The sequence below is a fragment of the Stenotrophomonas sp. LARHCG68 genome (genome assembly GCF_052871705.1).
On the sequence record NZ_JBIXJV010000001.1, the window covers coordinates 1,484,913 to 1,511,368 of the forward strand.

The 26,456-nt window shown below is 67.2% G+C and carries 26 protein-coding genes; 14 read left to right on the top strand and 12 right to left on the bottom strand.

Annotated elements, in window-relative coordinates:
- Window positions 1-227 precede the first annotated feature (227 nt).
- The gene (locus tag ACIPR8_RS06515) at window positions 228-1,283 is read right to left on the bottom strand and encodes a YeiH family protein (protein ID WP_446540481.1); all 1,056 of its coding nucleotides are present in this window, start codon (window positions 1,281-1,283) and stop codon (window positions 228-230) included.
- Window positions 1,284-1,380: 97 nt separating this feature from the next.
- Here ACIPR8_RS06515 and ACIPR8_RS06520 point away from each other — a divergent pair, with 97 nt between their 5' ends.
- Window positions 1,381-2,286, top strand: coding sequence for a LysR family transcriptional regulator (locus ACIPR8_RS06520; RefSeq protein ID WP_446540482.1), 906 nt, complete (start codon window positions 1,381-1,383; stop codon window positions 2,284-2,286).
- Window positions 2,287-2,304: 18 nt separating this feature from the next.
- Window positions 2,305-4,194 (top strand): ATP-binding cassette domain-containing protein, encoded by a 1,890-nt coding sequence (locus ACIPR8_RS06525; RefSeq protein ID WP_192288417.1) that lies wholly within the window; start codon window positions 2,305-2,307, stop codon window positions 4,192-4,194.
- Window positions 4,195-4,269: 75 nt separating this feature from the next.
- Here ACIPR8_RS06525 and ACIPR8_RS06530 read toward each other — a convergent pair whose 3' ends face one another.
- Together ACIPR8_RS06530 and ACIPR8_RS06535 are read right to left on the bottom strand one after the other, a co-directional pair.
- Window positions 4,270-4,704, bottom strand: a complete 435-nt coding sequence (locus ACIPR8_RS06530; protein ID WP_132864202.1) for a barstar family protein — start codon at window positions 4,702-4,704, stop codon at window positions 4,270-4,272.
- Window positions 4,701-5,168: a ribonuclease domain-containing protein gene (locus tag ACIPR8_RS06535; protein WP_192288418.1), complete on the bottom strand. Its 468-nt coding sequence runs from the start codon at window positions 5,166-5,168 to the stop codon at window positions 4,701-4,703. Before ACIPR8_RS06535 ends, ACIPR8_RS06530 begins: the two co-directional genes overlap by 4 nt.
- 261 nt (window positions 5,169-5,429) lie before the next feature.
- On the opposite strand from ACIPR8_RS06535, the gene ACIPR8_RS06540 reads away from it, so the two are divergent.
- On the top strand, window positions 5,430-6,041 hold the full coding sequence (locus tag ACIPR8_RS06540) for a superoxide dismutase (protein ID WP_132864200.1): 612 nt from the start codon (window positions 5,430-5,432) through the stop codon (window positions 6,039-6,041).
- A gap of 86 nt (window positions 6,042-6,127) precedes the next feature.
- Here ACIPR8_RS06540 and ACIPR8_RS06545 read toward each other — a convergent pair whose 3' ends face one another.
- A complete protein-coding gene (locus ACIPR8_RS06545; RefSeq protein WP_446540483.1) occupies window positions 6,128-6,934 on the bottom strand; it encodes an endonuclease/exonuclease/phosphatase family protein in 807 nt (268 codons plus the stop codon).
- Window positions 6,935-7,115: 181 nt separating this feature from the next.
- Between ACIPR8_RS06545 and ACIPR8_RS06550 the strand changes: the two genes are divergently transcribed.
- Together ACIPR8_RS06550 and ACIPR8_RS06555 are read left to right on the top strand one after the other, a co-directional pair.
- A complete protein-coding gene (locus ACIPR8_RS06550; protein ID WP_446540484.1) occupies window positions 7,116-8,687 on the top strand; it encodes a POT-type proton-dependent oligopeptide transporter in 1,572 nt (523 codons plus the stop codon).
- 17 nt (window positions 8,688-8,704) lie between these two features.
- Entirely contained in the window at window positions 8,705-9,325 is a 621-nt protein-coding gene (locus ACIPR8_RS06555; protein ID WP_446540485.1) for a rhomboid family intramembrane serine protease, read from the top strand.
- A gap of 127 nt (window positions 9,326-9,452) precedes the next feature.
- Here ACIPR8_RS06555 and ACIPR8_RS06560 read toward each other — a convergent pair whose 3' ends face one another.
- Window positions 9,453-9,611: a hypothetical protein gene (locus ACIPR8_RS06560; RefSeq protein WP_165931161.1), complete on the bottom strand. Its 159-nt coding sequence runs from the start codon at window positions 9,609-9,611 to the stop codon at window positions 9,453-9,455.
- Window positions 9,612-9,815: 204 nt separating this feature from the next.
- Between ACIPR8_RS06560 and ACIPR8_RS06565 the strand changes: the two genes are divergently transcribed.
- The 7 genes from ACIPR8_RS06565 to ACIPR8_RS06595 all read left to right on the top strand — a co-directional run bounded on the left by ACIPR8_RS06565 (window position 9,816) and on the right by ACIPR8_RS06595 (window position 16,197).
- Window positions 9,816-10,109, top strand: a complete 294-nt coding sequence (locus ACIPR8_RS06565) for a GNAT family N-acetyltransferase (protein ID WP_132864197.1) — start codon at window positions 9,816-9,818, stop codon at window positions 10,107-10,109.
- A gap of 57 nt (window positions 10,110-10,166) precedes the next feature.
- On the top strand, window positions 10,167-10,997 hold the full coding sequence (locus ACIPR8_RS06570) for a DUF3298 and DUF4163 domain-containing protein (protein ID WP_132864196.1): 831 nt from the start codon (window positions 10,167-10,169) through the stop codon (window positions 10,995-10,997).
- Between the two features lie 17 nt (window positions 10,998-11,014).
- On the top strand, window positions 11,015-12,130 hold the full coding sequence (cfa, locus tag ACIPR8_RS06575) for a cyclopropane fatty acyl phospholipid synthase (RefSeq protein WP_446540486.1): 1,116 nt from the start codon (window positions 11,015-11,017) through the stop codon (window positions 12,128-12,130).
- A 215-nt stretch (window positions 12,131-12,345) separates the two neighbouring features.
- Window positions 12,346-12,840: a MarR family winged helix-turn-helix transcriptional regulator gene (locus ACIPR8_RS06580; RefSeq protein WP_192288424.1), complete on the top strand. Its 495-nt coding sequence runs from the start codon at window positions 12,346-12,348 to the stop codon at window positions 12,838-12,840.
- A gap of 7 nt (window positions 12,841-12,847) precedes the next feature.
- Complete coding sequence (locus ACIPR8_RS06585; RefSeq protein ID WP_446540487.1) at window positions 12,848-14,998, top strand: FUSC family protein; 2,151 nt, start codon at window positions 12,848-12,850, stop codon at window positions 14,996-14,998.
- Window positions 14,988-15,185 (top strand): DUF1656 domain-containing protein, encoded by a 198-nt coding sequence (locus tag ACIPR8_RS06590; RefSeq protein WP_132864192.1) that lies wholly within the window; start codon window positions 14,988-14,990, stop codon window positions 15,183-15,185. The genes ACIPR8_RS06585 and ACIPR8_RS06590 overlap by 11 nt, the downstream gene beginning before the upstream one ends.
- Window positions 15,186-15,195: 10 nt before the next feature.
- A complete protein-coding gene (locus ACIPR8_RS06595; protein WP_132864191.1) occupies window positions 15,196-16,197 on the top strand; it encodes an efflux RND transporter periplasmic adaptor subunit in 1,002 nt (333 codons plus the stop codon).
- A gap of 260 nt (window positions 16,198-16,457) precedes the next feature.
- On the opposite strand, the gene ACIPR8_RS06600 is transcribed toward ACIPR8_RS06595, so the two are convergent.
- Entirely contained in the window at window positions 16,458-18,629 is a 2,172-nt protein-coding gene (locus ACIPR8_RS06600; protein WP_446540488.1) for a M3 family metallopeptidase, read from the bottom strand.
- A gap of 153 nt (window positions 18,630-18,782) precedes the next feature.
- Here ACIPR8_RS06600 and ACIPR8_RS06605 point away from each other — a divergent pair, with 153 nt between their 5' ends.
- Window positions 18,783-19,265: a glutathione peroxidase gene (locus tag ACIPR8_RS06605; protein ID WP_323439577.1), complete on the top strand. Its 483-nt coding sequence runs from the start codon at window positions 18,783-18,785 to the stop codon at window positions 19,263-19,265.
- A 76-nt stretch (window positions 19,266-19,341) separates the two neighbouring features.
- On the opposite strand, the gene ACIPR8_RS06610 is transcribed toward ACIPR8_RS06605, so the two are convergent.
- The 6 genes from ACIPR8_RS06610 to ACIPR8_RS06635 form a co-directional block, all read right to left on the bottom strand.
- Window positions 19,342-20,124 (bottom strand): ferredoxin--NADP reductase, encoded by a 783-nt coding sequence (locus ACIPR8_RS06610; protein WP_132864188.1) that lies wholly within the window; start codon window positions 20,122-20,124, stop codon window positions 19,342-19,344.
- A 177-nt stretch (window positions 20,125-20,301) separates the two neighbouring features.
- The gene (locus ACIPR8_RS06615) at window positions 20,302-22,173 is read right to left on the bottom strand and encodes an ABC transporter ATP-binding protein (RefSeq protein WP_446540489.1); all 1,872 of its coding nucleotides are present in this window, start codon (window positions 22,171-22,173) and stop codon (window positions 20,302-20,304) included.
- A gap of 50 nt (window positions 22,174-22,223) precedes the next feature.
- Entirely contained in the window at window positions 22,224-22,541 is a 318-nt protein-coding gene (locus tag ACIPR8_RS06620) for a BON domain-containing protein (protein ID WP_192288430.1), read from the bottom strand.
- 74 nt (window positions 22,542-22,615) lie between these two features.
- Window positions 22,616-23,260 carry a trimeric intracellular cation channel family protein gene (locus ACIPR8_RS06625; protein WP_446540490.1) on the bottom strand — a complete coding sequence of 215 codons (645 nt, stop codon included), beginning with the start codon at window positions 23,258-23,260 and terminating at the stop codon, window positions 22,616-22,618.
- Window positions 23,261-23,338: 78 nt separating this feature from the next.
- Window positions 23,339-23,788, bottom strand: coding sequence for a carboxymuconolactone decarboxylase family protein (locus tag ACIPR8_RS06630; RefSeq protein ID WP_446540491.1), 450 nt, complete (start codon window positions 23,786-23,788; stop codon window positions 23,339-23,341).
- Window positions 23,789-23,821: 33 nt separating this feature from the next.
- Window positions 23,822-24,721 (bottom strand): RNA polymerase sigma-70 factor, encoded by a 900-nt coding sequence (locus tag ACIPR8_RS06635; protein WP_446540492.1) that lies wholly within the window; start codon window positions 24,719-24,721, stop codon window positions 23,822-23,824.
- Between the two features lie 207 nt (window positions 24,722-24,928).
- On the opposite strand from ACIPR8_RS06635, the gene ACIPR8_RS06640 reads away from it, so the two are divergent.
- The gene (locus ACIPR8_RS06640; protein WP_192288433.1) at window positions 24,929-26,446 is read left to right on the top strand and encodes a fumarate hydratase; all 1,518 of its coding nucleotides are present in this window, start codon (window positions 24,929-24,931) and stop codon (window positions 26,444-26,446) included.
- Window positions 26,447-26,456: the final 10 nt, after the last annotated feature.

Below are 26,456 nucleotides of genomic sequence, written 5' to 3' on the forward strand. Positions count from 1 at the left end.
AGCGCAAAGCGCCCCCCATCCGCCCTTCGGGCACCTTCCCCCGCAGGCGGGGGAAGGGAGCATCGCGGCACTCCCGCCGCTGATCGAAGTAAAGCCCCTCTCCCGCTTAGCGGGAGAGGGGTTGGGGTGAGGGCAAGGTTGTGACGCGTGAGGCTACGAGTGCAAAGCGCCCCCCATCCGCCCTTCGGGCACCTTCCCCGCAGGCAGGGGAAAGGAGCGCCACCGCTTCAGAGGATCGCCCTGACGCCCAGATTGATCAGCATGCCGCCTGCCAGCAGCCAGCCAAACAGCAGGACCGCCAACAGCATGGGCTTGGTGCCGGCCTGGCGCAGGGCCGAGACGTGGGTGGTCAGGCCGAGTGCGGCCATCGCCATCGCCAGCAGGGCGGTATCCAGATCCACCAGGGCGCTGACCACGCCGGCCGGGAGCAGGTGCAGCGAGTTGAACGCCACCATGGCGATGAAGCCGAACGCGAACCACGGCACGGTGATCTTCGCGCGCTGGCCGTCGCCGGCCGCTTGCCCGCGGGCCAGCAGCGCCGACAGGCCGACCAGGAACGGCGCCAGCATCATCACCCGCACCATCTTGGTGATGACCGCGGCGTCGGCGGCCGGCTCGCTGATCGCCCGACCGGCGGCGACCACCTGGGCCACCTCATGCACGGTGGAGCCGGTGAACACGCCGAAGGCGGTTTCATCCAGCGGCATCCAGCCGGCATTGATGCCCCACTGGTACAGCAGCGGGTACAGAAACATCGCCAGCGTGCCGAAGATCACCACCGTGGCCACGGCCACGGCGACCTGCTCGGCGCGGCCCTTGACCACCGGTTCGGCCGCCATCACCGCCGCCGCGCCGCAGATCGAGCTGCCGGCACCGATCAACAGGGCCGAATTGCGGTCCAGCCCCAGCACCCGGGTGCCCAGCCACCAGGCCAGGGCGAAGGTCGAGCACAGCACCAGGGCGTCGATGACCACGCCGGCGGTGCCGACCTGGCCGATGTCCTGCAGGGTCAGGCGCATGCCATAGAGGATGATGCCGGCGCGCAACAGGGTGGCCTTGGAGAAGCCAACGCCTGCGGCCGCCCGGGGTGCCAGCGCCGGGTAAGCGGTGTTGCCGATGACGATGCCGATCACGATGGCCAACGTCAGGGCGCTGATGCCATGGGCCTGCAGCCAGGGCAGGGTGCCCAGCCAGATCGACAGGCCAGCGATCAGGGCGGTCAGCAGCAGGCCGGGGAGGCGGTTCGGGGTGGGCTGGGCCAGCCCTTGCGTAGCGGTGTTCATAACGACGGGTTATCAGGAGATGGCCCATGCTGCTCCCGGTTACATCAGCTGTAAAACAGATACTATTCGTATATTCAACCTGTTTTACGGGTAGGTCATGCATCTCTCGTTGCGCCAGCTGCAGATCTTCTCCGCCATTGCCGAGGCCGGGACCACCACCGCCGCCGGCGAAGCCATCGGCCTGTCGCAATCGGCAGTGAGCGCGGCATTGAATGAACTGGAAAGCCTGCTCGGGTTGGCCCTGTTCGACCGCATCGGGCGGCGGCTGGTGCTGAACGGGCACGGTCGCGCGTTGCTGCCGGAGGCCCGGGCGTTGCTGGCGGGCATGGCGGACCTCGAGCGGCGCTTCCGCAGCGGGCAGGCGGGGGGCGCCCCGGTGCGCTGGCGGGTGGGGGCGAGCACCACGATCGGCAACTACCTGATGCCTTCACGCATAGCGGACCTGCTGGAGAGCAACGGCCAGGCCCATGTCGACCTGGTGATCGGCAATACCCGCGAGATCACCAGCGCGGTGCAGCGCATGGAGGTGGATATCGGCCTGATCGAAGGGCCGAACCACGAGCCCGGGCTGGACGTGGCCGAATGGATGGACGACGAGTTGGTCATCGTCTTCGGCGAGCGCCATCCCCGGGCGGCGGCGCTGCGTGCCGGCGCGGGCCTGGAGGCGCTACGGCAGGCCTGCTGGCTGCTGCGCGAGCCGGGTTCCGGTACCCGCGAGGCGGCCGAACACGCCTTGTTGCCGCACCTGCATGGGTTTGCCGAAGTACTGCAATTGGGCGGTACCGAGGCCATCAAGCAGGGGGCGGTGGCCGGCCTGGGCCTGGCCTGCCTGTCGCGGCATGCGGTGGCCGACCTGGTCGCGCTGGGCAAGCTGCAGGTGCTGGACAGCCCGTTGCCGCCCCTGCGGCGACGCCTGTGGCTGGTCCGTCACCCCGGCAAACGCGTGCCGACCAGCCTGCGCCAGCTGCTGGGGTTGCCGGCCGACGTCTTCGCCGACGGCTGACTCCCGTACAATGTGCGGATGCCTTTGATTACTCTGCAGAACGTCGACTACAGCGTCGGCGGCCCGTTGTTGCTGGAAAAAGCCGAACTGTCGATCGAGCCGGGTGAGCGCATCGCCCTGATCGGTCGCAACGGCGCCGGCAAATCCACCCTGATGAAGCTGATGGCCGGCGAACTGAAGCCGGACGATGGCGAAGTGCGCGTCCAGCAGGGCGTGCGCGTCACCCGCCTGGAGCAGGAAGTGCCGCACGGCGCAGCCGGCAGCGTGTTCGACGTGGTCGCCGATGGGCTCGGCGAGCTGGGCCATTGGCTGGCCGAGTTCCACCGCCTGAGCCACGCCGAGGTGTTCGACGGTGATGCGATGGGCAAGGTGCAGGCCAAGATCGACGGCGCCGACGGCTGGGCCCTGGACCAGCGCGTGGCCGAGACCCTGACCAAGCTGGAGCTGGACGGCGAGGCCGAGTTCGGGCGACTGTCCGGTGGCATGAAGCGCCGCGTGCTGCTGGCGCGCGCGCTGGTGGCCGGTCCGGACGTGCTGCTGCTGGACGAGCCGACCAACCACCTGGACATCGAGGCGATCGACTGGCTGGAAGGCTTCCTCAAGGGCTGGAACGGCTGCGTGGTGTTCGTCACCCACGACCGCCGCTTTCTGCGTGCATTGGCCACCCGCATCGTCGAGATCGACCGCGGGCAGGTCACCAGCTGGCCGGGCGACTGGGAGAACTACGAGCGCCGCCGCGAGGAACGCCTCAACGCGCAGGCCCAGGAGAACGCCCGCTTCGACAAGCTGCTGGCGCAGGAAGAGGTCTGGATCCGGCAGGGCATCAAGGCCCGCCGTACCCGCGACGAAGGACGCGTGCGCCGGCTCAAGGCCATGCGCAACGAGCGCAGCCAGCGCCGCGAGCTGGGTGGTAACGTCAAGCTGGAGGCAGCCGGCGCGGAGAACTCCGGCAAGAAGGTCATCGACATCAAGGACGTGTCCTTCGCCTTCGGCGAGCGGGTGATGATCAAGGACTTCTCGACCACCATCCTGCGCGGAGACCGCATCGGCCTGATCGGCCCCAACGGCAGCGGCAAGACCACCCTGCTGAAGCTGCTGCTGGGCGAGCTGCAACCGGACAGCGGCGAAGTGCGCCAGGGCACCAACCTGCAGATCGCCTACTTCGACCAGTACCGCGCCACCCTGCGCGAGGACTGGAGCGCGATCGAGAACGTGGCCGAAGGCGCGGACTTCATCGACCTCAATGGCAAGCGCAAGCACGTGCATGCCTACCTGCAGGACTTCCTGTTCACCCCCGAGCGTGCGCGCGCGCCGATCACTCGCCTGTCCGGCGGCGAGCGCAACCGCCTGCTGCTGGCCAAGCTGTTCGCGCAGCCGTCCAACCTGCTGGTGATGGACGAACCGACCAACGACCTGGACGTGGAAACCCTGGAGCTGCTGGAAGAGCTGCTGGGCGATTACACCGGCACCCTGCTGCTGGTCAGCCATGACCGTGACTTCCTGGACAACGTGGTCACCTCCACGTTGGTGCTGGAAGGCGAGGGCAAGGTGGGTGACTACATCGGTGGCTACACCGACTCGCTGCGCCAGCGCCCGGCGCCTGCCATGAGTGGCATGGCGGTGGCCAAGGCCTCGGCGACCGCGCCGGCGGCCAAGCCGGCTGTCCCGGCGGCCGAGGCGGCACCGGCCAAGCGCAAGCTCAGCTTCAAGGACGCGCGTGAGCTGGAACAGCTGCCGGCGAAGATCGAGCAGTTGGAACTGGACGTGGAAGGCCTGACCAGCGCGATGAACGACCCGGCGTTCTATACCCGTTCCAGCGCCGAGGTCACCGCGCACACGCAGAAGCTGGGCAAGGTGCAGGCCGAGCTGGATGCGGCCTACGCACGCTGGGAAGAGCTGGACGCGTGACCTGAGCGTCAGGGGTTTGGCGACCGAGGTCGCTCCTGCACTGTGCAGGAGCTGCCTTGGCGGCGAAGCCGGGGTTCATTCGTCCGCAGGGACGCCGGCGTCGGGCAGCTCGAAGAATGCCCAGAACGGCACGTTCTGCTCTGCCCAGCTGATCGCCGTTTCCGAGAGCACATCCAGCAACGTGTTGAAGTCCTCGGGGCTGTCCCGGCGCAGGTCGGTGGCCTCGCTGAACAGCACCGCGTAGCCGTTGGCGGGCAGCCAGGACAAGTCGCGCAGCGCGTCGGACAGGGCATCCCAGTTGCGGCTCCAACCGGGCGGGAAGTCCAGCTGGGTACCCAGCCGCATCAGCAGGGTGCGCTTGTCGCTGCAGCCTTCCAGGTCCACCCGCAGCACTTTCAGCCCGGCATCGCGGGCCGCCGCGGCCAGGCCGCCGAGGTCGCCGTCGCCGACGCCGTAGACGCCGGCCTGGCTGACGTCTTCCAGTCCCATGTCAAAACCGCTGTCGCTCATGGCCGTACTCCGGTGGCGGGGACGCTGAAGCTGCGGAAGCTCTCGTAATGGTCTTCGGTGTAGTACCAGACCTCCGGCGGCGTGCCGCCGGTGACGATGCGCCGGGCGCCGCGGTGGTCCAGTCCCGGCGTATCGACGGTGTACTCGCGGTAGTAACCGCGCGGCCGCTGCGGCAGCTGGCGTTCGCGGTTGCCGAACACGCTGCCGTCCTGCCGGTGCGGATACGGGCCGCCGCGCTGGATCAGCGCGATGGTGGCGCGTGCTTCGGCCGGCAGGAACGCCGGTAACGGGTCCGCCGCTGCGCTGGTCCGCTGGACAGGCGATGCGGTAGCGGGCGCATCGGCCGCCTCCTGGGTCAGCGAGGGCGCGAACTGCGGCGGTGCGGGTTGCTGCACCACGCGCATTCCCCACAGCCCTGCGATCAGAAGGACGATGGCTACAACCAGCAGTAACGGCTTGCGCATGGGCAAAGAGGACGTTGGCGGAACAGGCGACGATTATCACGCCAGCGTGCCGTGTTTGTTGAACGGGAGGTTCAGTCGGTCCACTTCACGCCGGGGTAACAATGGCCACGCATGTTGCGTGCAGGTGATCCATGACCCAAGGGCGGGACAAAGTTTCCTTTACACCGGCCTTGGTAAGTTGACCGTTCGTCCCTACCATTCATACCGCACTGTCCGGTTTTTCGGCCGGACGCAAAAACCGGTATCTAAAGGAGATCCCTCATGGCCTACACCCTGCCCAAGCTGCCCTACGCCTACGACGCCCTCGAACCGCATATCGACGCGGCCACGATGGAGATCCACCACAGCAAGCACCACCAGACCTACATCAACAACGTCAACGCCGCGCTGGAAGGCACCGAGTACGCCGACCTGCCGGTCGAGGAACTGGTCAAGAAGACCAAATCGCTGCCGGAAAACCTGCAGGGCCCGGTCCGCAACAACGGTGGTGGCCACGCCAACCACTCGCTGTTCTGGACCGTGATGTCGCCCAACGGCGGCGGCCAGCCGGTCGGTGACGTGGCCAAGGCCATCGATGCCCAGCTGGGCGGCTTCGAGAAGTTCAAGGAAGCCTTCACCAAGGCAGCACTGACCCGCTTCGGCAGCGGCTGGGCCTGGCTGAGCGTGACCCCGGACAAGAAGGTGGTCGTGGAGTCCTCGGCCAACCAGGACAGCCCGCTGATGGACGGCAACACCCCGATCCTGGCGCTGGACGTGTGGGAACACGCCTACTACCTGAAGTACCAGAACCGTCGCCCGGAATACATCGGCGCGTTCTTCAACGTGGTCGACTGGAACGAAGTCGAGCGTCGTTACCAGGAAGCCATCGCCTGACGCCGGGCGCCGGTGTCGCCCTCGGGGCGCACCGGCACGGTCAGTATCCAGCGGAAGCCGGGCCGGAAGGTCCGGCTTCCGTCGTTTCAGGGGGTGTCGGCGGCGTCGTCGTCGAACGGGCGGGTGATGCGCAGGGTGGCCATCATGCCCATCGGCATGGCGGCGCCGGCCTCACCGGGGGGCAGCACGATGGTCTGCTGCTTGATGTCGGCGAAGCTGCGCACCTGGTAGAGCACGTCCATGCCGTGTTCGTTGTTCTCGCTGGGGCGGGCTTCGCTGCGGCGCGCCGAGGGGTTGCGGCGGGCGGGCTGGAAGCCCGGCAACTGTCGTACCAGCTCATCGGTGGGCGCGCTGAAGTCGCCCACCACCAGCGACGGCAGGCCCTCGCCGGTGGCGTCCATCCAGGTGCGCAGGTCGGCGGCCTGGTGGCCGCGCGCGATGGGCGTGTCCTCGGCCGGGCGCATCCGCGCGGTGTAGATGTTCAGCCGAGCGCGCTGCAATTGCAGGCGCTGCATGCCGGCGATGGCCGGGGTGCCATCGCCATGCAGCAGGGTGATCCCGTCCTCCAGTGTGGACAGCCGGGTCAATACCGCATTGCCGCGGCGCTGGGCCTGGCTGGGGCGGTCGGCGGAGATGAAGTCACAGCTGTAGCGGAGCTTGCCGCCCAGCCAGCAGGCCGGGTTGCTGGTCTCGCTGTTCTGCTGCACGTCCTGGACCACGATCACGTCCGGATGCAGCTCGGCCAGCAGGCTGGAGATGCGCTCGCGCTCGCCCATCCAGCCTTCGCTGACCGGGGGCAGCCGTACGCTGGCAACCTTGATGACCGGCGCCACTGGCTGGGCCAGCGCCGAGAACGAGAGAACCAACAGCCCGAAACAGCCCCAACGCAGCATTGCCACGGCTCGAATGGATGAGCCGCCATCGTATTCCCAATGCCGTCTAGGGTTCGTGCATATCCGTAGTTCCAGACCATTCTGCATGCGGTGCCAAGCGGTCTGCCGGTACACATGGCAGGTCACGATGCCAGCACGATGCGTTACGCTTGCAACCTTTGTATCAACGGATCGCCTCCAGATGACGACCAGCCACCCCGCCGCCGCAACGCCCACGGGGCGCATGCCCCGCCAGATCCCCTACATCATCGGCAATGAGGGCTGCGAGCGGTTCAGTTTCTATGGGATGCGCAACATCCTGGTCCAGTTCCTGATCACCTCCACGCTGCTGCAGCACATCCTGGACGCGGATGCGCGCGCGCTGGAAGCCAAGGACCTGATGCACACCTTCATGATCGGCGTGTACTTCTTCCCGCTGCTGGGTGGCTGGGTCGCCGACCGCTTCTTCGGCAAGTACAACACCATCCTGTCCTTCAGCCTGATCTACTGCCTGGGCCATGCGTTCCTGGCGGTGTTCGAGGACAGCCGCATGGGCTTCTTCGCCGGCCTGGGCCTGATCGCCTTCGGCGCAGGCGGCATCAAGCCGCTGGTGGCCTCGTTCGTCGGCGACCAGTTCGACCAGAGCAACAAGCACCTGGCCAAGAAGGTGTTCGACGCCTTCTACTGGATCATCAACTTCGGATCGCTGTTCGCCTCGCTGAGCATGCCGCTGTTCCTGAAGAACTTCGGGCCGTCGGTGGCCTTCGGTATCCCGGGCCTGCTGATGTTCATCGCCACCTTCGTGTTCTGGCTGGGCCGCAAGCGCTATGTGCTGGTCAAGCCGGACATGGCCGATGACCCGAACTCCTTCGGCAAGGTGATTCGCACCGCGCTGTTCGCGCGCAAGGCCGGCCACGGCCGGCCGGGCCTGGTGCTGGCCGGGCTGGGCCTGGTCGCCGCAGTGGTCTCGCTGGCGATGACCCCGGTGCTGGGCTTCGTGATCGCCGCCTGCATCGCGCTGGTGCTGGTGATCGCCGGTGTCGGCGGCGGCGCGTGGCTGCAGCTGGACCGTGCCCGTGGCATCCATCCGGACGAGGCGGTCAACGGCGTGCGCAACGTGCTGCGGGTGCTGGTGATCTTCGCACTGGTCACCCCGTTCCATTCGCTGTTCGACCAGAAGGCCTCGACCTGGGTGATCCAGGGCGAGGAAATGACCAAGCCGGCCTGGTTCGTCGCCTCGCAGATGCAGGCGTTGAACCCGGCGCTGGTGATGATCCTGATCCCGTTCAACAACCTGGTGCTGTACCCGCTGCTGGCCAGGCTGGGCTGGGAGCCGACCGCGCTGCGCCGCATGACCGCCGGCATCGCCTTCAGTGGCCTGGCCTGGATCGTGATCGGTGGCATCCAGGTGGTGATGGACGGTGGCGAGCCGATGTCCATCGTCTGGCAGATCCTGCCGTACGCGCTGCTGACCTTTGGCGAGGTGCTGGTCTCGGCGACCGGCCTGGAGTTCGCCTACAGCCAGGCCCCGCAATCGATGAAGGGCGTGGTGATGAGTTTCTGGAACCTGACCACCACGGTCGGTAACCTGTGGGTGCTGCTGGCCAACTTCGCGGTGCGCAATGATGCGGTGACCACCAACATCGCCACCACCGGCCTGAGCGTGACCGCCTTCCAGATGTTCTTCTTCGCCGGATTCGCCCTGCTGGCAGCGTTGGCCTTTGGCTGGTACGCGCGCCGGTACAAGGTCGTCGACAACTACCGCGCAGCCTGAGCCGAGCCTGACCGCCCATGAACTATCCCGTCACCCTGTTCCTGATCGCCGTCACCGTGCTGGTGTCCTGGATGGCGTTCAACAACCGCAAGCTCGCGGACCGGCTGATCCTGTGGCCGCCGGCCATCGACCGGCACAAGCAGTACGACCGGTTGCTGACCTACGGCTTCATCCATGCCGATTTCACCCACCTGCTGTTCAACATGGTCACGCTGTTCTTCTTCGGTCGCGCGATCGAGGGGCTGATGCTGCGGTTGAGCGGGCAGTGGTGGGTGTTCCCGCTGTTCTACCTGTCGGCGTTGCTGGTATCGATCCTGCCCAGCTACCTGAAGAACCAGAAGAACCCGAACTACCTGAGCCTGGGGGCCTCCGGCGCGGTGTCGGCGGTGCTGTTCGCCTTCGTGCTGGTGTCGCCGTGGTCGTTGATCTTCGTGTTCTTCATCCCGGCCCCGGCCGTGCTGTATGCCGTGTTCTACGTGGGCTACAGCATCTGGATGGACAAGAAGGGCGGGGACAACGTCAACCACAGCGCCCATCTGGCCGGTGCGGCCTATGGCGTGATGTTCATGCTGTTGATGTCGCCGGACCTGCTGCAGCACTTCCTGCAGGCGCTGATGAATCCCAGCTTCGGCCGCTGAGGCAGAAAAGGGGGGGCTCCGGGTGCCGGGGCCTTTCCCCGGGAACCTGCGGCCTGGCGGAAGGAACACGCCAGGCACGGCTGCGGCGGTAGGTCGTGCGGGCTGACAGGCGTCAGCCCCGGGCGCTTCAGGCCTCGTAGGTCGCCAGCAGGCGGGTGTAGACCTCGTTGTCGATCTTCTCGAATTCCCAGGTGTGGGTGTCGCCGGTCACCGTGAGCTGGAACAGGCCTTCCAGCAGGGTGGCATCGTGGTCGTTGCTCGGGATGGCGCGTTCGTTGTCGTACATAGGGCTGTCCTGGTGCTGTTCTGTCCGTTGTCCAGGTACATAGCAAAAGTCGTGCCAGCATTTCTGGCAGGATTGGGCCGTTCCCGGGCTCGCGCCGGGGGCGCGAATGTCGGAAAGTGACGCAATGCGGCGGACGCGGGAGGCCTTTGCGTCACCACGCCGCGTTGACTTTGCGACCCGGTACCTGGAAAAAGGAGCAGGCACATGGCAGCAACGGGGAATGACGGCGCTTCGATCCGGCACGACGCGCACGCGCGTCGCTTCGAAACCCGGGTGGACGGCCATCTGGCCGAGCTGGACTACGTGATGGAAGGCAACACCATGGTCATCACCCATACCGGGGTGCCGGAGGCCATCGGTGGACGTGGCATCGCCGCCGCGCTGACCCGGCATGCGCTGGACCATGCACGCGCCGAAGGCTGGAGGGTGGTGCCGGCCTGCGCCTATGCCGCCGCTTTCATGCAACGTCATGGCGAATACACGGACCTGCTGGGATAATTGGCCCTGCGCGGCCAGGCCCGATCGGGCGGCCATCTCTTCGAGGAAGCACAGGGCATGAACAGGTTTGCACAGGGATCGTATGCAGCAGCGGTGCTGCTGTTGGCATTGGCAGGATGCAAGCGTGAGGACGCGCCGCAGGCGCCGGTAGCGGCAACGCCGGAGGCGCCGGCTGCACCGGTCGAGCAGGGTGCGGCACCGGCCGACCTGCGCGACGTCATCGAGAACACGCCGAGCTATGTGATCGGCATCAGCTACCCGCCCGCCGCGGCCAAGTACCCGGGCCTGGCGCAGGAACTGACGCAGTACGCCGAGCATGCCAAGGCCGAACTGCTCAAGGCCGTGGGCGAACTGGGCAACGACAAGCCGACCGCGCCTTATGAGCTGTCGCTGGCCTTCGACATGTTGGCCGATACCAGCAAGGTCGTCGCGGTGTCCGCCGACGGCAGCAGCTACACCGGTGGGGCCCATGGCCAGCCGCTGGTGGCGCGTTTTGTCTGGTTGCCCGAGCGGCAGAAGCTGCTGCGCGCCGAGGACCTGATCGACGGCGACAAGGGCTGGAAAGCGATCAGCGACTACGCCGAGGACAAGCTGCTGGAGCAGGCGACCGTTCGTGCCCAGGGCGAGGACCTGTCGCCGGAGGAACAGCAGGCCCAGGTGCGCAACCTGGCCAAGATGATCGACGAGGGCACCGCCCCGGACGCGGCCAACTTCGCCCAGTTCCAGCCGGTGATGGACGCCTCCGGCCGCATCAGTGCGCTGCGCTTCGTGTTCGCGCCGTACCAGGTGGGGCCGTATTCCGATGGCACGCAGACGGTGGACGTGCCGGCTGCCGCCCTGCTGCCGTACGTGGCCGCCGATTACCGGGAGTTGTTCGCACAGCCGTAAACCGTGGAGGGCCAGCGATGGATGCAGGGTTGCAACGACGCGTCGAAGCACTGCTGCAGGAAGCGGACGTGGTCCCGGGTGGGACGCGTGCGCAGGATATCGACATCCTCGACCCGCGCTTCTACGCGCGGGTGTTGGCCGATGGCTCGCTCGGGCTGGGCGAGAGCTACATGGAAGGCTGGTGGCGCGCGCATTCGCTCGATGGCTTCCTGACCCACCTGCTGGAGGCGCGCCTGGACGAGCGCGTGCACGGCAGCGGCGAGGTCTGGGACGCGCTCAAGGCCAAGCTGTTCAACCTGCAGAGCGGGCAGGGCAGTTTCGAGGTTGGCAAGCGCCACTACGACCTGGGCAATGACCTGTACCGGGCGATGCTGGGCAAGCGCCTGGTCTACAGCTGCGGCTACTGGCGCCACGCCGATACGCTGGATGCGGCCCAGGAGGCCAAGCTGGACCTGATCTGCCGCAAGTTGCGGCTGCAACCGGGCATGCGCATCCTCGACATCGGCTGTGGCTGGGGCGAGGCGTTGAAGTTCGCGGCCGAGCGCTATGGCGTGCAGGGCGTCGGGGTGACCATCTCGCACGAACAGGCGGTGCTGGCCCGGGAGATCTGCGCCGGGCTGCCGGTCGAGATCCGCCTGCAGGACTACCGCGAGCTGGACGAGCCCTTCGATGCGATCCTGTCGGTGGGCATGTTCGAGCATGTCGGGGTCAAGAACTACCGCACCTACTTCGAGACCGCCCGGCGCTGCCTCGGCGAGCAGGGCCTGTTCCTGCTGCACAGCATCGGCACCAACATCAGCCGCGACCGCACCGATCCGTGGATCGCGCGCTACATCTTCCCCAACTCGATGCTGCCCTCGGCCGCGCAGGTCTCCGCGGCGATGGAAGGGCTGTTCGTGCTGGAGGACTGGCACAACTTCGGCACCGACTACGACCTGACCCTGCAGGCCTGGCGCGACAACTTGGAAGCGGCCTGGGACGTGCTGGACCCGCGCTACGACGAGCGCTTCCGGCGGATGTGGCGGTTCTACCTGGCCGGTTCGATGTCCACCTTCCGCACCCGGCATTCGCAGTTGTGGCAACTGGTGCTGTCGCCGCGCGGCGTGCCCGGTGGCTACGTGGGTGTCCGCTAGGCGTGCGCTGGGGGCGATGGCGGCGCCGGCGGGGGACGCGGTGAAGGGGCAAGGGATGGCGCCGGATCCCGGTGCATTCATGTCCATGAGCAGGAGCTGCCGCAGCCGTTTGAGGTGATTCCTGGTCGGGGCTGGCTGTCCGGCGTGATATTTCATTCACTCATTGATATTTCATTTGTGTATTATATTCGCCAATCCTGACTCCTTCCCTGGCGATGAGCAGCTTCGATCCCACCGAAATCCGCATCGATGCCACCTGCAACCGGTGGCCGGGTTTTCCGCGCGAACCGGCGGTGCTGGTCCGGCTGGTCAAGGGCATCTACAAGTCGGTCCATGACCACGCCAACGCGGTGCTGCGCGACTTCGACCTCTGCCACGCCGAATACAACGTGCTGATGATGCTGTACGGCACACCGGACCGCCCGGTCAGCCCGTCCGAGCTGGCCGGTGCGGCCACCGAGAAGTCGGCCAACATCACCCGCCTGACCGACCTGCTGTGCCGCAAGGGGCTGCTGGAGCGCATTCCGCACCCGGAGGACCGGCGCAAGCTGGACCTGCGCCTGACCCACGAAGGCGTGGCCTGCGTGGAGCGCATGCTGCCGGCCATGTCCGGCCTGCTGCTGCAGCAGGTGGAAGGGTTGAACGAGGCCGAGCAGCACCAGTTGGAAGCACTGCTGAAAAAGATGCTTGCCGGCATCGACGCCATCTGAGGTCGCAATGTCCGCCGTACCTTCCTCCGCCACGCCGAGTACCGGGGCCGCCCCGTGGTACGCGGGCCTGGGTGATTTCCTGAAAGGCGAAGCCGACGCCTGGCTGTTCGTGCTGCGCGTGGCGTTGTCGTTCTTCATCACCGGTTGGCTGGCCATGCGCATGGGCCTGCCGCAACCGGGGACGGCGATGATGACCACCATCATCGTCATGCACCGGCAGAGCGGCATGGTGCTGGCCAAGGGCTTCTACCGCGTGCTCGGCACGCTGGTCGGCGCCGCCGCCGCGTTGGCGATCGTGGCGCTGTTCCCCCAACAGCGCGAACCGTTCCTGCTGGTGATGGCGCTGTGGATCGGTGCCTGTGCCGCCGGTGCGACGCTGCACCGCAACTTCAAGTCATACGCCTTCGTGCTGGCCGGCTATACCGCGGCGATCATCGCCCTGCCGGTGATCTCCACCCATCCGGGCCAGGTGTTCGATTCGGCGGTGGCCCGGATCAGCGAGGTGATGCTGGGCCTGGTGGTCAGCGCGGTGATCAGCGACACCGTGCTGCCGGTGCGCCTGCGCGACACCCTGCGCGCGGCGGTCCGCGGGCAGTACGCCAACTTCCTGGAGTTCGTGCGCGAGGCGGTGCAGGGCGAGTTGCCGCGTGAGCGCATGGAACAGGCGCACCTGCGCGTGGTGCGCGATGCGGTGACGTTGGAAGACCTGCGCAGTTCGGTGATCTTCGAAGACCCGGAGGCGCGCGCGCGCAGCCTGCACATCCAGCAGTTCAACCAGCGCTTCATGGCGGCCTCGACCAGCTTCCAGTCCCTGCACCACCTGATCAACCGGCTGATGCGGATGGACAACACCGATGCGGCGCAGTCGTTGGTGGCCCTGTACCAGCCATTGGGCAACGCGCTGCAGTCGGCGGCTTCGCTGGCACCGGAGGCCTTGGCCACGCGCATCCACGCGGTGCACCAGGCCTTGCCCGAGCGCGCCGCACGGCTGCGCGAGGAGCTGGCTGACCGTGCCCAGGCCGAGGACTTCGAGGTAGGCACCGGCCTGCTGCTGCGCTTCACCCATGAGCTCGAAGCGTATGTGCAGGCCCGCGCGCAGCTGCTGGACCGGGTGGTGGCCTCCGGCGGCGTGGAGCAGGTGCACTTCGTGCGCGGCAATGACCATGCCGGCGCCGGGCTGGCCTTCATCCGCACCACGGTGACGATGCTGCTGCTGGGTGCGTTCTGGATCGCGACCGGCTGGCCGATGGGCGCCAACGCAATGCTGTTGGCGACGATCTTCTCCGGCCTGTTCGCCACGGTGCCCAACGCCGCACGGCTGACCGTCAGGATGTCCGGCGGCTACCTGCTGGGCCTGGTGGCCGGCTATGCCTGCGAGTTCGAGGTGCTGACCCGGCTCGATGGCTATGCGTTGCTGGTGGCGGGCATCCTGCCGTTCTTCATCGTCGGCCCGTACCTGACCACCCGCCCCAAGCTGGCCGCGCTCGGCCTGGGCTACGCGATGGGCTTCGTCAATATCCTCGCGTTGACCAACCCGATGGTGTTCGACCCGCAGCACTTCTTCAACGACAGCCTGTCGCAACTGACCGCGCTGGCGGCGGCGCTGGTGAGCTTCATGCTGCTGCCCTCGGTGGCCGGTTCGTCGTGGCTGCGGCGGCGACAGATGGCGGCACTGCGGGCGCAGGTGCGCCTGGCCGCGCAAGGGCCACTGCCCGGGCTGCGGCATCGGTTCGAGAGCATGAACAGCGACCTGGTGCACCAGATCGTGGTGCACACCACGCCCGGCAGCGAGGACGCGCGGCGGCTGCTGGCCTGGGCGCTGGCGGTCAACGAGACCGGTCGCGCGCTGATCCACCTGCGCCATGACGTCGCACGCGAGCCCCTGTCCGGCCCGTTGCACCAGCAGGTGGATGCGGCGGTGGCGGCGCTGGCGGACTTCTTCCAGCAGCCGTCCCGCCATGCCTGGTGGCGCGCCGACCAGCAACTGCGGCAGGCCAGTGATGCCGCGCGTGAAGAAGCCGGCCAGCGTGGCGTTGCGCGGCAGGTGCTGCGGCACCTGCGGCTGGTGCGCCTGGCGATGGTCGATGACCACTCGGTGATGGCGACCTACATCGTTGCAACCGACCCCACCCTGGAGGAACTGCCCCGTGCCCATTGAAATCGCCTTCGGCGGCAGCCTGTTCCCCGGCCTGCTGGTGTTGTTCTGCGTGGTCTGCGCCCTGCTGTGGGCGCTGGATGCAGTGGCCGGGCGGCGCGGCTGGTATCGCTACGTGTGGCACCCCTCGTTGTTCCGCATCGCGGTGTTCACCTGCCTGTTTGGTGGCCTAGGCCTGTTGCTGTTCTGAGATTCCCCCAATGACTCCCAAGACCCAATCCCTGCTTCGTTTCTCCCTTACCGCCGTGGTCGTCGTGATCGCGGCCCTGATCGCCATCGCGATGTGGCGCCATTACATGTACTCGCCGTGGACCCGCGAGGGCCGCCTGCGTGCGGAAGTGGTGCGCGTGGCAGCGGACGTCTCCGGGCCGGTGACCGGCGTGTCCGTGCAGGACAACCAGCAGGTCAAGCGTGGCGATGTGCTGTTCACCATCGACGAGGAGCGCTACCGCAATGCGCTTGCACAGGCGCGCGGCAACCTGGCCGCGGCGCAGGCCGCTGCGCGTGCCGCCGGTGCCAGCATCCAGGCCGCTTCGGCCGGTGCCGCGCAGCAGAGCGTCAACGCGGCCCGCTACGAGCTGCAGTACCAGCGCCGTGAGCGCATTGCCGGCAGCCTGATCTCCGAGGAGTCGCGCAGCGATGCACGCAGTGCCGCGCAGGCCGCCCGTGCCGGGGTCGCGCAGGCGCAGGCCAGCCGGCAGCAGGCCAGCGCGGCCCAGCAGCAGGCCCTGGCGGCGGTGGAGCAGGCCCAGGCCGCGCTGGCGACCGCCGAGCTGAACCTGGAGCGCACCCAGGTGCGTGCGCCGGTGGACGGCTACGTCACCAACCTGGAGGTCCGCCAGGGCGATTACGCCAGTGCCGGCGCCGCGCGCCTGGCGCTGATCGATACCGATTCGTTCTGGGTGTACGGGTACTTCGAGGAGACCAAGCTCTCGCAGCTGCATGTCGGCGACGGCGCGAAGATCGAGCTGATGAGCGGGCAGACCCTGCATGGCCACATCGAGAGCATCGCGCATGGCATCACCGATGCAGACAGCCCGACCGGCACCGACCTGCTGGCCAACGTCAACCCGACCTACAACTGGGTACGCCTGGCACAGCGCATCCCGGTGCGGATTCGGCTGGACGCGGGCACGGTGCATGATGGCATCGTGCTGGCCAACGGCATGACGGCGACGGTGGTGGTGGAGGCGAGGGGCTGAGGCGGCCGCGTTGCGCGTCGGCGGCCCTCATCCGCCCTGCGGGCACCTTCTCCCGCGCACGGGAGAAGGCAGCTGCTCAACTCTCCGCAAGCCGTCACGGGTACGGGCGCCGCCAAGGATCGAAGCCGATGGCTCTCCCTTCTCCCGCCTGCGGGAGAAGGTGCCCGCAGGGCGGATGAGGGCGCTTTGCTCCAGCACCAGAACCCGATGAAGAAACGCCCGGCAGTGCCGGGCGTTTCGCTTTGCATGCGCGGTGAAGCTTACTTCGCGGTCGACCCCGAGGTCAGGCCACGCTTCTCCAGCAGCGGCTCGATCTGCGGCTCGTGGCCGGCGAAGTTGCGGAACAGCTCCATCGCATCCACGCTGCCGCCCTTGGACAGCAGGGTTTGGCGGAAATGGTCGCCGTTGGCGCGCGACAGGCCGCCGTGCTCGCGGAACCACTTCTGGGTGTTGGCGTCCAGCACCTCGGACCAGATGTAGGCGTAGTAGCCGGCCGAGTAACCGCCCATGATGTGGCTGAAGTACGGGGTCTTGTAACGCGGCGGGACCGGCGCGTAGTAGATGCCGTCCTTGACCAGCGCTTCATGCTCGAACTTCATCACGTCCTGCGGTGCCGGCACGTCGCTGACGCCGATCTGGTGCCAGCGCTGGTCCAGCATCGCCGCGCCCAGGTACTCGGTGGTGGCAAAGCCCTGGTTGAACTTGGATGCGGCGATCACCTTGTCCAGCAGCGCCTGCGGCATCGCCGAACCGTTCTGGTAGTGCTTGGCGTAGTTGGCCAGGATGGTCGGCTCGTCGGCCCACATCTCGTTGACCTGCGACGGGAACTCGACGAAGTCACGCGGCACCGCGGTGCCCGAGAAGTACGGGTACTTCACGTTGGAGAACATGCCGTGCAGGGCGTGGCCGAACTCGTGGAAGGTGGTGTTCACCTCGTCCCAGGTCAGCAGCGTCGGCTTGCCTGCCGGCGGCTTGGGGATGTTGAGGTGATTGGCCACCACCGGCTTGTCGCCGGTCAGCGCGGACTGCGAGACGTAGGAGTTCATCCAGGCGCCACCGCGCTTGGACTCGCGCGCATACGGGTCGAAGATGAAGATCGCCAGCTGGCTGCCATCGGCGTCGAACACGTCGTAGACGGTGACGTCGTCGTGGTAGACCGGCAGATCGGTACGCTGCTTGAAGGTCAGGCCGAATTCCTTGCCGGCGGCGAAGAACACGCCGTCTTCCAGCACGCTCTTGAGCTCGAAGAACGGCTTGAGCTGGGATTCGTCGAAGTCGTACTTGGCCTGGCGCACCTTCTCGCTGTAGAAGGCCCAGTCCCAGGGCTGCAGTTCGAAGGTCGGCTTGCCGGCGGCCTTCTGCTCGGCGTCGATCATGGCCTGCAGGTCGCCGGCCTCGCGCTTGGCATTGGCCACCGCGGCCGGGGCCAGCTGGCCGAGCATGGCATTGACCGCTTCCGGGGTCTTGGCGGTCTGGTTGCCCAGCGAGTAGGCGGCGAAGTTCGGGAAGCCCATCAGCGCGGCCTTCTCGGCGCGGATGGTCATGATGCGCGAGACCAGCGCGGTGTTGTCGTACTCGCCCCCCTTGCTGCCGCGCGACACCGAGGCTTCGTAGATGCGCTGGCGCAGCGCGCGGTTGGTCAGGTTGGTCAGCGCCGGCTGGCCGGTGGTGTTGAGCAGGGCGATGACGTACTTGCCGTCCAGCTTGCGGGCCTTGGCGGCTTCGGCGGCAGCGGCGACCTGCTCGGTGGACAGGCCATCGAGCTGGGTGACGTCATCGACGACGATGTAGGACGCGTTGACCTCGGCCAGCACATTCTGGCTGAAGCGGGTGCCCAGGTTGGCCAGCTCGGCGTTCATGTCCTTGAGCTTGGCCTTGTCGGCGTCGGACAGCTTGGCGCCGGCGCGGACGAAGTTGTCGTAGTACTTCTCGACCAGGCGCAGGCCCTCGGCATCCAGGCCCAGCTTGGCGCGGTCGTTGTAGAGGGTCTCGATGCGGCTGAACAGCTTGCCATTGAGGTTGATGGCGTCGCTGTGGGCGGCGAACCGGGCCGAGTAGTCCGCCTGCAGCTTCTTGCGCGCGTCGTTGGTGTCCGCGCCGATCAGCGCGAAGAACACGGTGGTGGCGCGGTCCAGGATGGCGCCGCTGTTTTCCAGCGCGATCAGGGTGTTGTCGAAGGTCGGTGCGGCCGGGTTGTTGGCGATCGCCTCCACTTCCTTCAGCTGCTGGGCCATGCCTGCGTCGAATGCCGGGGCGAAGTCACTGTCCTTGATCTTGTCGAACTGCGGGTAATGCAGCGGCAGCGTGCTTTCGGCGAAGAACGGGTTGGCCTGCTGGGCGGTCTGGGCGGTGGCGGCGTGGGCAGTCACGCTGTAGGCCGGCAGGGCAAGGCCCAGGGTCGCGGCAAGGGCAAGGGCAAGGTGGGTATTCAAGTCGGAAACTCCGGATAAGACTGATCGGAAAGGGTAACCCGGGGCGCAGGGCAGGGGGTGTGCCGAACGGCATGGGCGAGGCGGTTGGCGCATGTTGGCCGCCGATGAGACCGCGATGACGTAGGCTTGCAGGCTCATTCCGGAGGCGCAGCCATGACCAGTGCATACGATTTCCAGACCACGGCGCTGGATGGGCAGCCGCTGGCGCTCGACGGATTCCGCGGCAAGGTGCTGCTGCTGGTCAACACCGCCTCCAAATGCGGATTCACGCCGCAGTACGAAGGGCTGGAGCGCCTGTGGCGTGAACTGGGGCCGCAGGGCCTGGTGGTGATCGGCTTCCCCTGCGACCAGTTCGGCCACCAGGAGCCGGGCGAAGCCGGTGAGATCGCCAGCTTCTGTGCGCTCAATTACGGCGTGAGCTTCCCGATGTCGGGCAAGATCAAGGTCAACGGCCCGGAGGCCCATCCGCTCTGGCACTGGCTGCAACGGCAGAAGCGCGGGGCGCTGGGCATCGGTGCGATCAAGTGGAACTTCAGCAAGTTCCTGGTTGGCCGCGACGGGCAGGTACTTGCCCGCTACGCGCCGACCGCGCGCCCGGAATCGCTGGAAGCGGATATCCGCGCGGCACTGGGCTGAGCCGCCGGATACGACAACGGCTGGATCCCCGCAGGACCCAGCCGTTGCACGTGGTCACGCCGGGCGCTTGCCTGGCTTACTTCTCGACGAAGGCCCGCTCGAACACGTAGTGCCCCGGCGTGCCGATGCGGGTGGAGACTTCAAAGCCGCGTGCGTCGAGAACGCTGCGCAGGTCGGCCAGCATCTGCGGGCTACCGCAGATCATGAAGCGGTCGTTGGCCGGGTCCAGCGTCGGCAGGCCCAGGCGTTGCTGCATCTGCCCGGTTTCCATCAGCGTGGTCAACCGGCCCTGGTTGGGGAACGGCTCGCGGGTGACCGCCGGGTAGTACAGCAGCTTGTCGCGGACGATGTCGCCCAGGATCTCGTCCTGCGGCAGTTCCTTCTCGAAGTAGTCGCGGTAGGCCAGGTCTTTCTCGAAGCGCACGCCGTGGCAGACGATGACCTTCTCGAAGCGCTCGTAGGTTTCCGGGTCCTTGACGATGCTCAGCCAGGGCGCCAGGCCGGTACCGGTGCCCAGCAGGTACAGGTGCTTGCCCGGGTGCAGGTCGCTGATCAGCAGGGTGCCGGTGGGCTTCTTGCCGACCAGGACCTTGTCGCCCACCTTCAGGTGCTGCAGGCGCGAGGTCAGCGGGCCGTCCTGCACCTTGATGCTGAAGAAGTGCAGCTGCTCTTCCCAGTTGGCGCTGGCGATGGAATAGGCGCGCATCAGCGGGCGGGCGCCTTCGTTTTCCAGGCCGATCATCACGAACTGGCCGTTGTCGAAGCGGAAGCCGCTGTCGCGGGTGGTGGAGAAACTGAAGTAGGCGTCCGTCCAGTGACGGACTTCGAGCACCGTTTCGGCGCCAAAAGCGGAAGACATTGCTGTGGTTCGGATTTGGAGTGTCACGGCTATTCTAGCCGAATTGGCCCAAATGGGAATGAATCGCATTTGAGGTGATTTACTCGGTCCCATCGCCGGAGAAGCGGTTCGGCGCCCTCCCTTTTCCGCAGGCATGGGGAGGGGGCATGGCTCGGCACCCTCCGCTGGCTTCCCGGCTCAGCGGTAACCCGCCGCCTGCAGCTCGAACAGCTCGGCGTAGCGGCCACCTTCGGTCATCAACTGCGCGTGGGTGCCGCTGGCCTCGATGCGGCCGTCGGCCAGCACCAGGATGCGGTCGGCCATGCGAACCGAGGAGAAGCGGTGCGAGATCAGCACGGCGGTGCGGTTGTCCGACAATTCCTTGAAGCGCTGGAACACCTCGAACTCGGCGCGTGCGTCCAACGCGGCGGTGGGCTCGTCGAGGATCATCACCTGCGCATCGCGCATGTAGGCGCGTGCGATGGCGATCTTCTGCCACTGGCCGCCGGACAAATCCACGCCGGTCTTGAAGCGGCGGCCGATCAACTGCGCGTAGCCATTGGGCAGGCCTTCGATCACCTCGTCGGCCAGCGCGCGATGGGCGGCATCGCGGATGCGGGTCTGGTCGTCCATGGCTTCGACCAGCCCGACGCCGATGTTTTCCCCGGCCGACAGGTGGTAGCGCACGAAGTCCTGGAAGATCACGCCCATGTTGGCACGCAGGTCGTCCAGGTCATAGTCGCGCAGGTCGCGGCCATCGAGCAGGATGCGGCCTTCATCGGGGTCGTACAGCCGTGCCAGCAGCTTGACCAGGGTGGTCTTGCCGGCGCCGTTCTCGCCGACCAGCGCGATCACTTCGCCCGCACGCAACTGGAAGTCGAGGTGCCGCACCGCCCAGCGTTCGGCATCGGGGTAGCGGAAGCCGACGTTCTCGAACACAAAGCCCTCGCGGATGGGGCGCGGGATGGCGATGGCGTCCGGGGTGGAATGGATCTCGGGCTTGATCGCGAAGAACGAGAACAGGTCGTCCAGGTACAGCGCCTGGCTGGCCACCTGCGAGAAGCCGCTCAGCAGGCCTTCGAGCAGTTGGCGCAGGCGCATGAAGCTGCCCGACAGGAAGGTCAGGTCGCCGATGCTGAACTCGCCACGGATGGTGCGCCAGGCGATGTAGGCATAGGCGGCGTAGTAGCCCAGCGTGCCGAGCGCGGCCAGCAACGTGCCCCATACCGCACGCTTGCGTGCCAAGGCGCGGTTGGCGCGGTAGAAGCGTTCGGCCAGCAGCTTGTAGCGGTCGATCAGGAAGCGGTGGAGGTTGAATATCTTCACCTCCTTGGCGGTCTCGACGCTGGCGCCGACCTGGCGCAGGTAGTCAAGCTGGCGCCGCTCCGGCGTCCAGCTGAAATTGAGCGAATAGCCCAGCGTGTTGAAGTGCGATTCGCCGATGAAGGCCGGCACCAGCGCCACCGCCAGCAACAGCATCAGCCACGGTGCGTACATCACCAGCCCGGCGGCGAAACTGATCACGGTGATCATGTCCTGCGCCTGCCCGAACAGCTGCGCCATCAGGCTCATCCGGCCCATGGTCTGGCGCCGGGCGCGGTCGAGCTTGTCCTGCAGGTCCGGGTCCTCGAAGTCCTCCAGGTCCAGCTCGGCGGCGTGCTCCATCAGGCGCACGCTGGTGGCGTTGGTGAACAGCTCCGACAGCAATGAATCGGCGTAGTTGACCAGCCGGCCGAGCAGGTCCGAGCCGATGGCGATGCCCAGTTCGAGCAGCAGCAGTTCCAGCAGGGTGTTGAGGTGGCCGCTGGCCAGCGCCTCGCCCAACGGTGGCATCGCGCCGGCACCGGCCAGGCGCACGGCCTCGTCGATGATCAGCTTGCCCACGTACAGCATCGCCACCGGCATCAGCGCGCGGATCAGGCGCAGGCCCAGGCTGGTGAGGGTCAACCAGCGGCTGGTCTGCCAGACCTGCCGCAGGAACGGCGGCAGGTTGCGCATGGCGTCCATGCGCTCACGGAAACTGGGTTGCTTGCCCGAGGCGTTGTTCGGTGCGGAAGCGGGATGCGGCATGGCGGCTCAGGCGGACGGGGGCCGCTTCAGGTTACCGCGTACCGCTGCGTTCAGCCGTCCTTGCCGAGGTCGATGTCGCCCATCTGTGCGTCGTCGCGGCCATCGGGGTTGTCGCGCACGGCCTGGCCGCGCTCACCGAACGAGCGGGTGCCGGTGTCGACATTGAGGTGGTTGTGCACGCCGCGCACGCCATCAATGCCAGCCACCAGCTGTTCGACCTGCTGTTTGGCGGCGGTGCTGGGGACGTCACCGGACAGCGTGACCTGCCCATCCTTGACCTGCACCAGGACTTGCGAGGACTGGCCCTGCTGGCCGAGGCTGCGGACCACGTCATCGCCAATCAGGGTGTCGGAACGTTGTGCTGCCATGGTCGTCTCCTGCAAAAGAAGCCCCAACATGGCGCAAGCGGCGTGAGCATGTCGTTACTTCTCGTTCGGCAGGCTCAGCGGCGCGGGCCTTCCGGCGGTGGCGGATCGGAGGACTGCAGCGCCACCGGCAGGTGCCAGCCGAAATGCATGGTCATCATGCGCAGCCCGAAGCACAGCGCGGCGCCGGCCAGTGCGCAGGGCAGGGGCGGCAGGCCCAGCCAGTAGCCCACGGCCACCACCGCCGCGCCGGCCAGCGCGGCCACCGCGTACAGCTCGGCCTGCAGCACCAGCGGCACCTGCGCGAGCAGTACATCGCGGGCGATGCCGCCGCCGATGCCGGTCAACATGCCCAACGCGGCGGCCATCGGCGGGGCGATGCCGAACGCCAGCGCCTTCTGCGTGCCGGCCACCGCGAACAGGGCCAGGCCCATCGCATCGAACATCCGCACCGGGTACTGCAGGCGCTCGATCAGCGGTGCCCAGAAGAACGTCACTACGCCTGCGGCCAGGGTGATGGCCGGGTAGCGCCAGTCACTGATCGCCGCCACCGGAGTGGCGCCGATCAGCAGGTCACGGGTGATGCCGCCGGCCAGTGCGGCGGCGAAGGACAGCACCAGCACGCCGAAGATATCCAGCCGCCGGCGCACCCCCATCGTCGCCCCGGACAGGGCGAAGACGAAGGTGCCGATGAGGTCGAGGATCAGGACGAGGGTTCCCATGCCGCGTATTGTGCGGTCTGGCGCGGGAACCGGCCATCGGACCAGGCGACGCTGGCCGGGTGCTTGCCTGGCGCTTTCTCAGGGCAGCGGTGGCAGCAGGCCCGCGCCCAGCCGGTTCCAGGCGTTGATCACCGCCACGCCCATGCTCAGGTCGCTGATGCCCTTGTCATCGAAGTGTGGTGCCAGGGCGTCGAAGGCAGCCTGCGACGGGGCGCCGTCGGGCAGGCGGGTCAGGGCTTCGGCCCAGCCCAGTGCGGCGCGCTCGCGGGCATCGAAGAAGCGGCTTTCATGCCAGGCGGGCAGGGTGTCGAGCTTGCGCGGCTCGATGCCGGCCTTGCGCAGCGTGGTCGCATGCATGTCCATGCAGTAGCCGCAGCCATTGATCTGCGACACGCGCAGGAACACCAGTTCAAGCAGGTCCGAGTCGATGGAGCTGTCGTGCACGGCCTTGCTGGTGGCGAGCAGGCCCTTGAACGCCTCGGCAGCCAGGCGGGTATAAGGGACGCGGGGGGAATTGGACGAAGACATCATGGGCTCCATGACGGCCACGGTGGCCGTCTTTCACTGCAAGGACGCGCCAGCGTCACCGGCTGTGACAGGGGTGGGCAGCTTGTTCGGATTGAGCACGCTGTAGATGGTGGCGATGCGGCCATCGACCACCTCGATGGTGGTGACCGAGTGCAGCTGGCCGGCGTGGAAACGCAGGATGGCCGGCTGCCCGTTGACGCTGCCCAGCCGGGCCGGTTGGGCGCCACCACGCCGCGCGATGGCCCAGAACAGGCGGCCGATGCGCTCGGCACCGAGCAACGGACGGATCGCCGCGGTCACCACGCCGCCGCCGTCGGAAAGCAGGCGCGCATTGGTGTGCAGCAAGGCCTGGATGGCATCGCTGTCGCCGTCCTGGCAGGCGTCCATGAAGCGCGCCAACAGCTGGCGGTGCTGGGTGCCATCGGCTTCGAAGCGCGGCCGGCCGGCCTGCAGGCGCTGGCGGGCGCGGTGGACCAGCTGGCGGCAGTTGGCTTCGCCGTGGCCGAGCAGGCGGGCGATCTGCGGATAGTCGTGGTCGAACACCTCCTTGAGCAGGAAGGCGGCACGTTCGTCGGGGCTGAGCTGTTCGAGCAGGGTCAGGAAGGCCAGCGACAGGTCCTGGGCCAGGGAGTGGACCTGGTCCGGGGCGGGTGGGGCGGGCAGGTCCAGCGAGACCTGCAGCGGCTCCGGCAGCCAGGGGCCGATGTAGTCCACGCGCTGCCGGGAGGCGGCGCGCAGGCGGTCCAGCCCCAGCCGGGTGGTGACGGTGACCAGCCAGGCTTCCGGGTCGGCGATGCTGCCCGGGGCCGCCTCGGCCCAGCGCAGCCAGGCGTCCTGGACGACGTCCTCGGCATCGGAACGGCTGCCGAGCAGGCGGTAAGCGAGCGCCATCAGGCGCGGACGGTGGGTCTGGAAGGGGGTTTCGGCGTTCATGCGACAAGGACGCGGCAGCGCGGACCGGCGTGACAGTGTAGGAGCGCCGCCGGGCGCGATGCACGGGAGCACGGATTGGCGGGATGTCCGGGTCGGTTGGAACCCCGGCTTCGCGGCCGGGGCTGTTCCAGCCGGGGCGCACGGCTTGGCGGCAGGGCGTAAAATGCCCGGCTGAACCCCCGCCAGCCTTCAGCAAGCGAGCAAGCCGTGACATCGATCAAGCAGGAAGACCTCATCCAGTCCGTCGCCGACGCGCTGCAGTACATCTCGTACTACCACCCGGTCGACTACATCAAGAACCTCGCCGCCGCCTACGAGCGCGAGGAATCGCCGGCCGCCAAGGAGGCGATCGCGCAGATCCTGATCAACTCGCGCATGTGCGCCGAGGGCCACCGCCCGATCTGCCAGGACACCGGCATCGTCACCGTGTTCCTGGAAATCGGCATGAACGTGCGCTGGGACGACGCCACCATGGGCGTCGAGGACATGGCCAACGAGGGCATTCGCCGCGCCTACGCCTACCCGGACAACAAGCTGCGCGCCTCGGTGCTGGCCGACCCGGCCGGCAAGCGTACCAACACCAAGGACAACACCCCGGGCGTGGTCAACATCAAGGTGGTGCCGGGTGACACGGTCGATGTGATCGTTGCCGCCAAGGGCGGTGGTTCGGAGGCCAAGAGCAAGTTCGCCATGCTCAACCCGTCCGACTCCATCGTTGACTGGGTGCTCAAGACCGTGCCGACCATGGGCGCCGGCTGGTGCCCGCCGGGCATGCTCGGCATCGGCATCGGCGGCACCGCCGAGAAGGCGATGCTGCTGGCCAAGGAATCGCTGATGGAGCCGATCGACATCACCGACCTGCAGGCCCGTGGCGCGTCCAACCGCGCCGAAGAGCTGCGCCTGGAGCTGTACGAGAAGGTCAACGCGCTGGGCATCGGCGCGCAGGGCCTGGGCGGCCTGACCACGGTGCTGGACATCAAGGTCAAGGACTTCCCGACCCACGCCGCCAACCTGCCGGTGGCGATGATCCCGAACTGCGCCGCCACCCGCCATGCGCACTTCACCCTGGACGGCAGCGGCCCGGTGATGCTGGACCCGCCGTCGCTGGAAGACTGGCCGCAGATCACCTACGACGCCTCCAAGGGCACCCGTGTCGACCTGGACACCGTCACCCCGGAAGAAGTGGCCAGCTGGAAGCCGGGCCAGACCCTGCTGCTCAACGGCAAGCTGCTGACCGGCCGCGACGCCGCGCACAAGCGCATGGTCGACATGCTCAACAAGGGTGAAGAACTGCCGGTCGACCTGAAGGGCCGTTTCATCTACTACGTGGGCCCGGTCGATCCGGTGCGCGACGAAGTGGTGGGCCCGGCCGGCCCGACCACCGCCACCCGCATGGACAAGTTCACCCGCCAGATCCTGGAGCAGACCGGCCTGCTGGGCATGGTCGGCAAGGCCGAGCGTGGCCCGGCCGCGATCGAGGCCATTCGTGACAACAAGTCGGCCTACCTGATGGCGGTCGGCGGTTCGGCCTACCTGGTGTCCAAGGCGATCAAGGCTTCCAGGGTGGTGGGCTTCGCCGACCTGGGCATGGAAGCGATCTACGAGTTCACCGTGCAGGACATGCCGGTGACCGTGGCGGTGGATTCCACCGGCGAATCGGTGCACAAGACCGGCCCGCGCGAATGGCAGGCCCGCATCGGCAAGATTCCGGTGATCGTGGAGTAAGTCTCGCCAT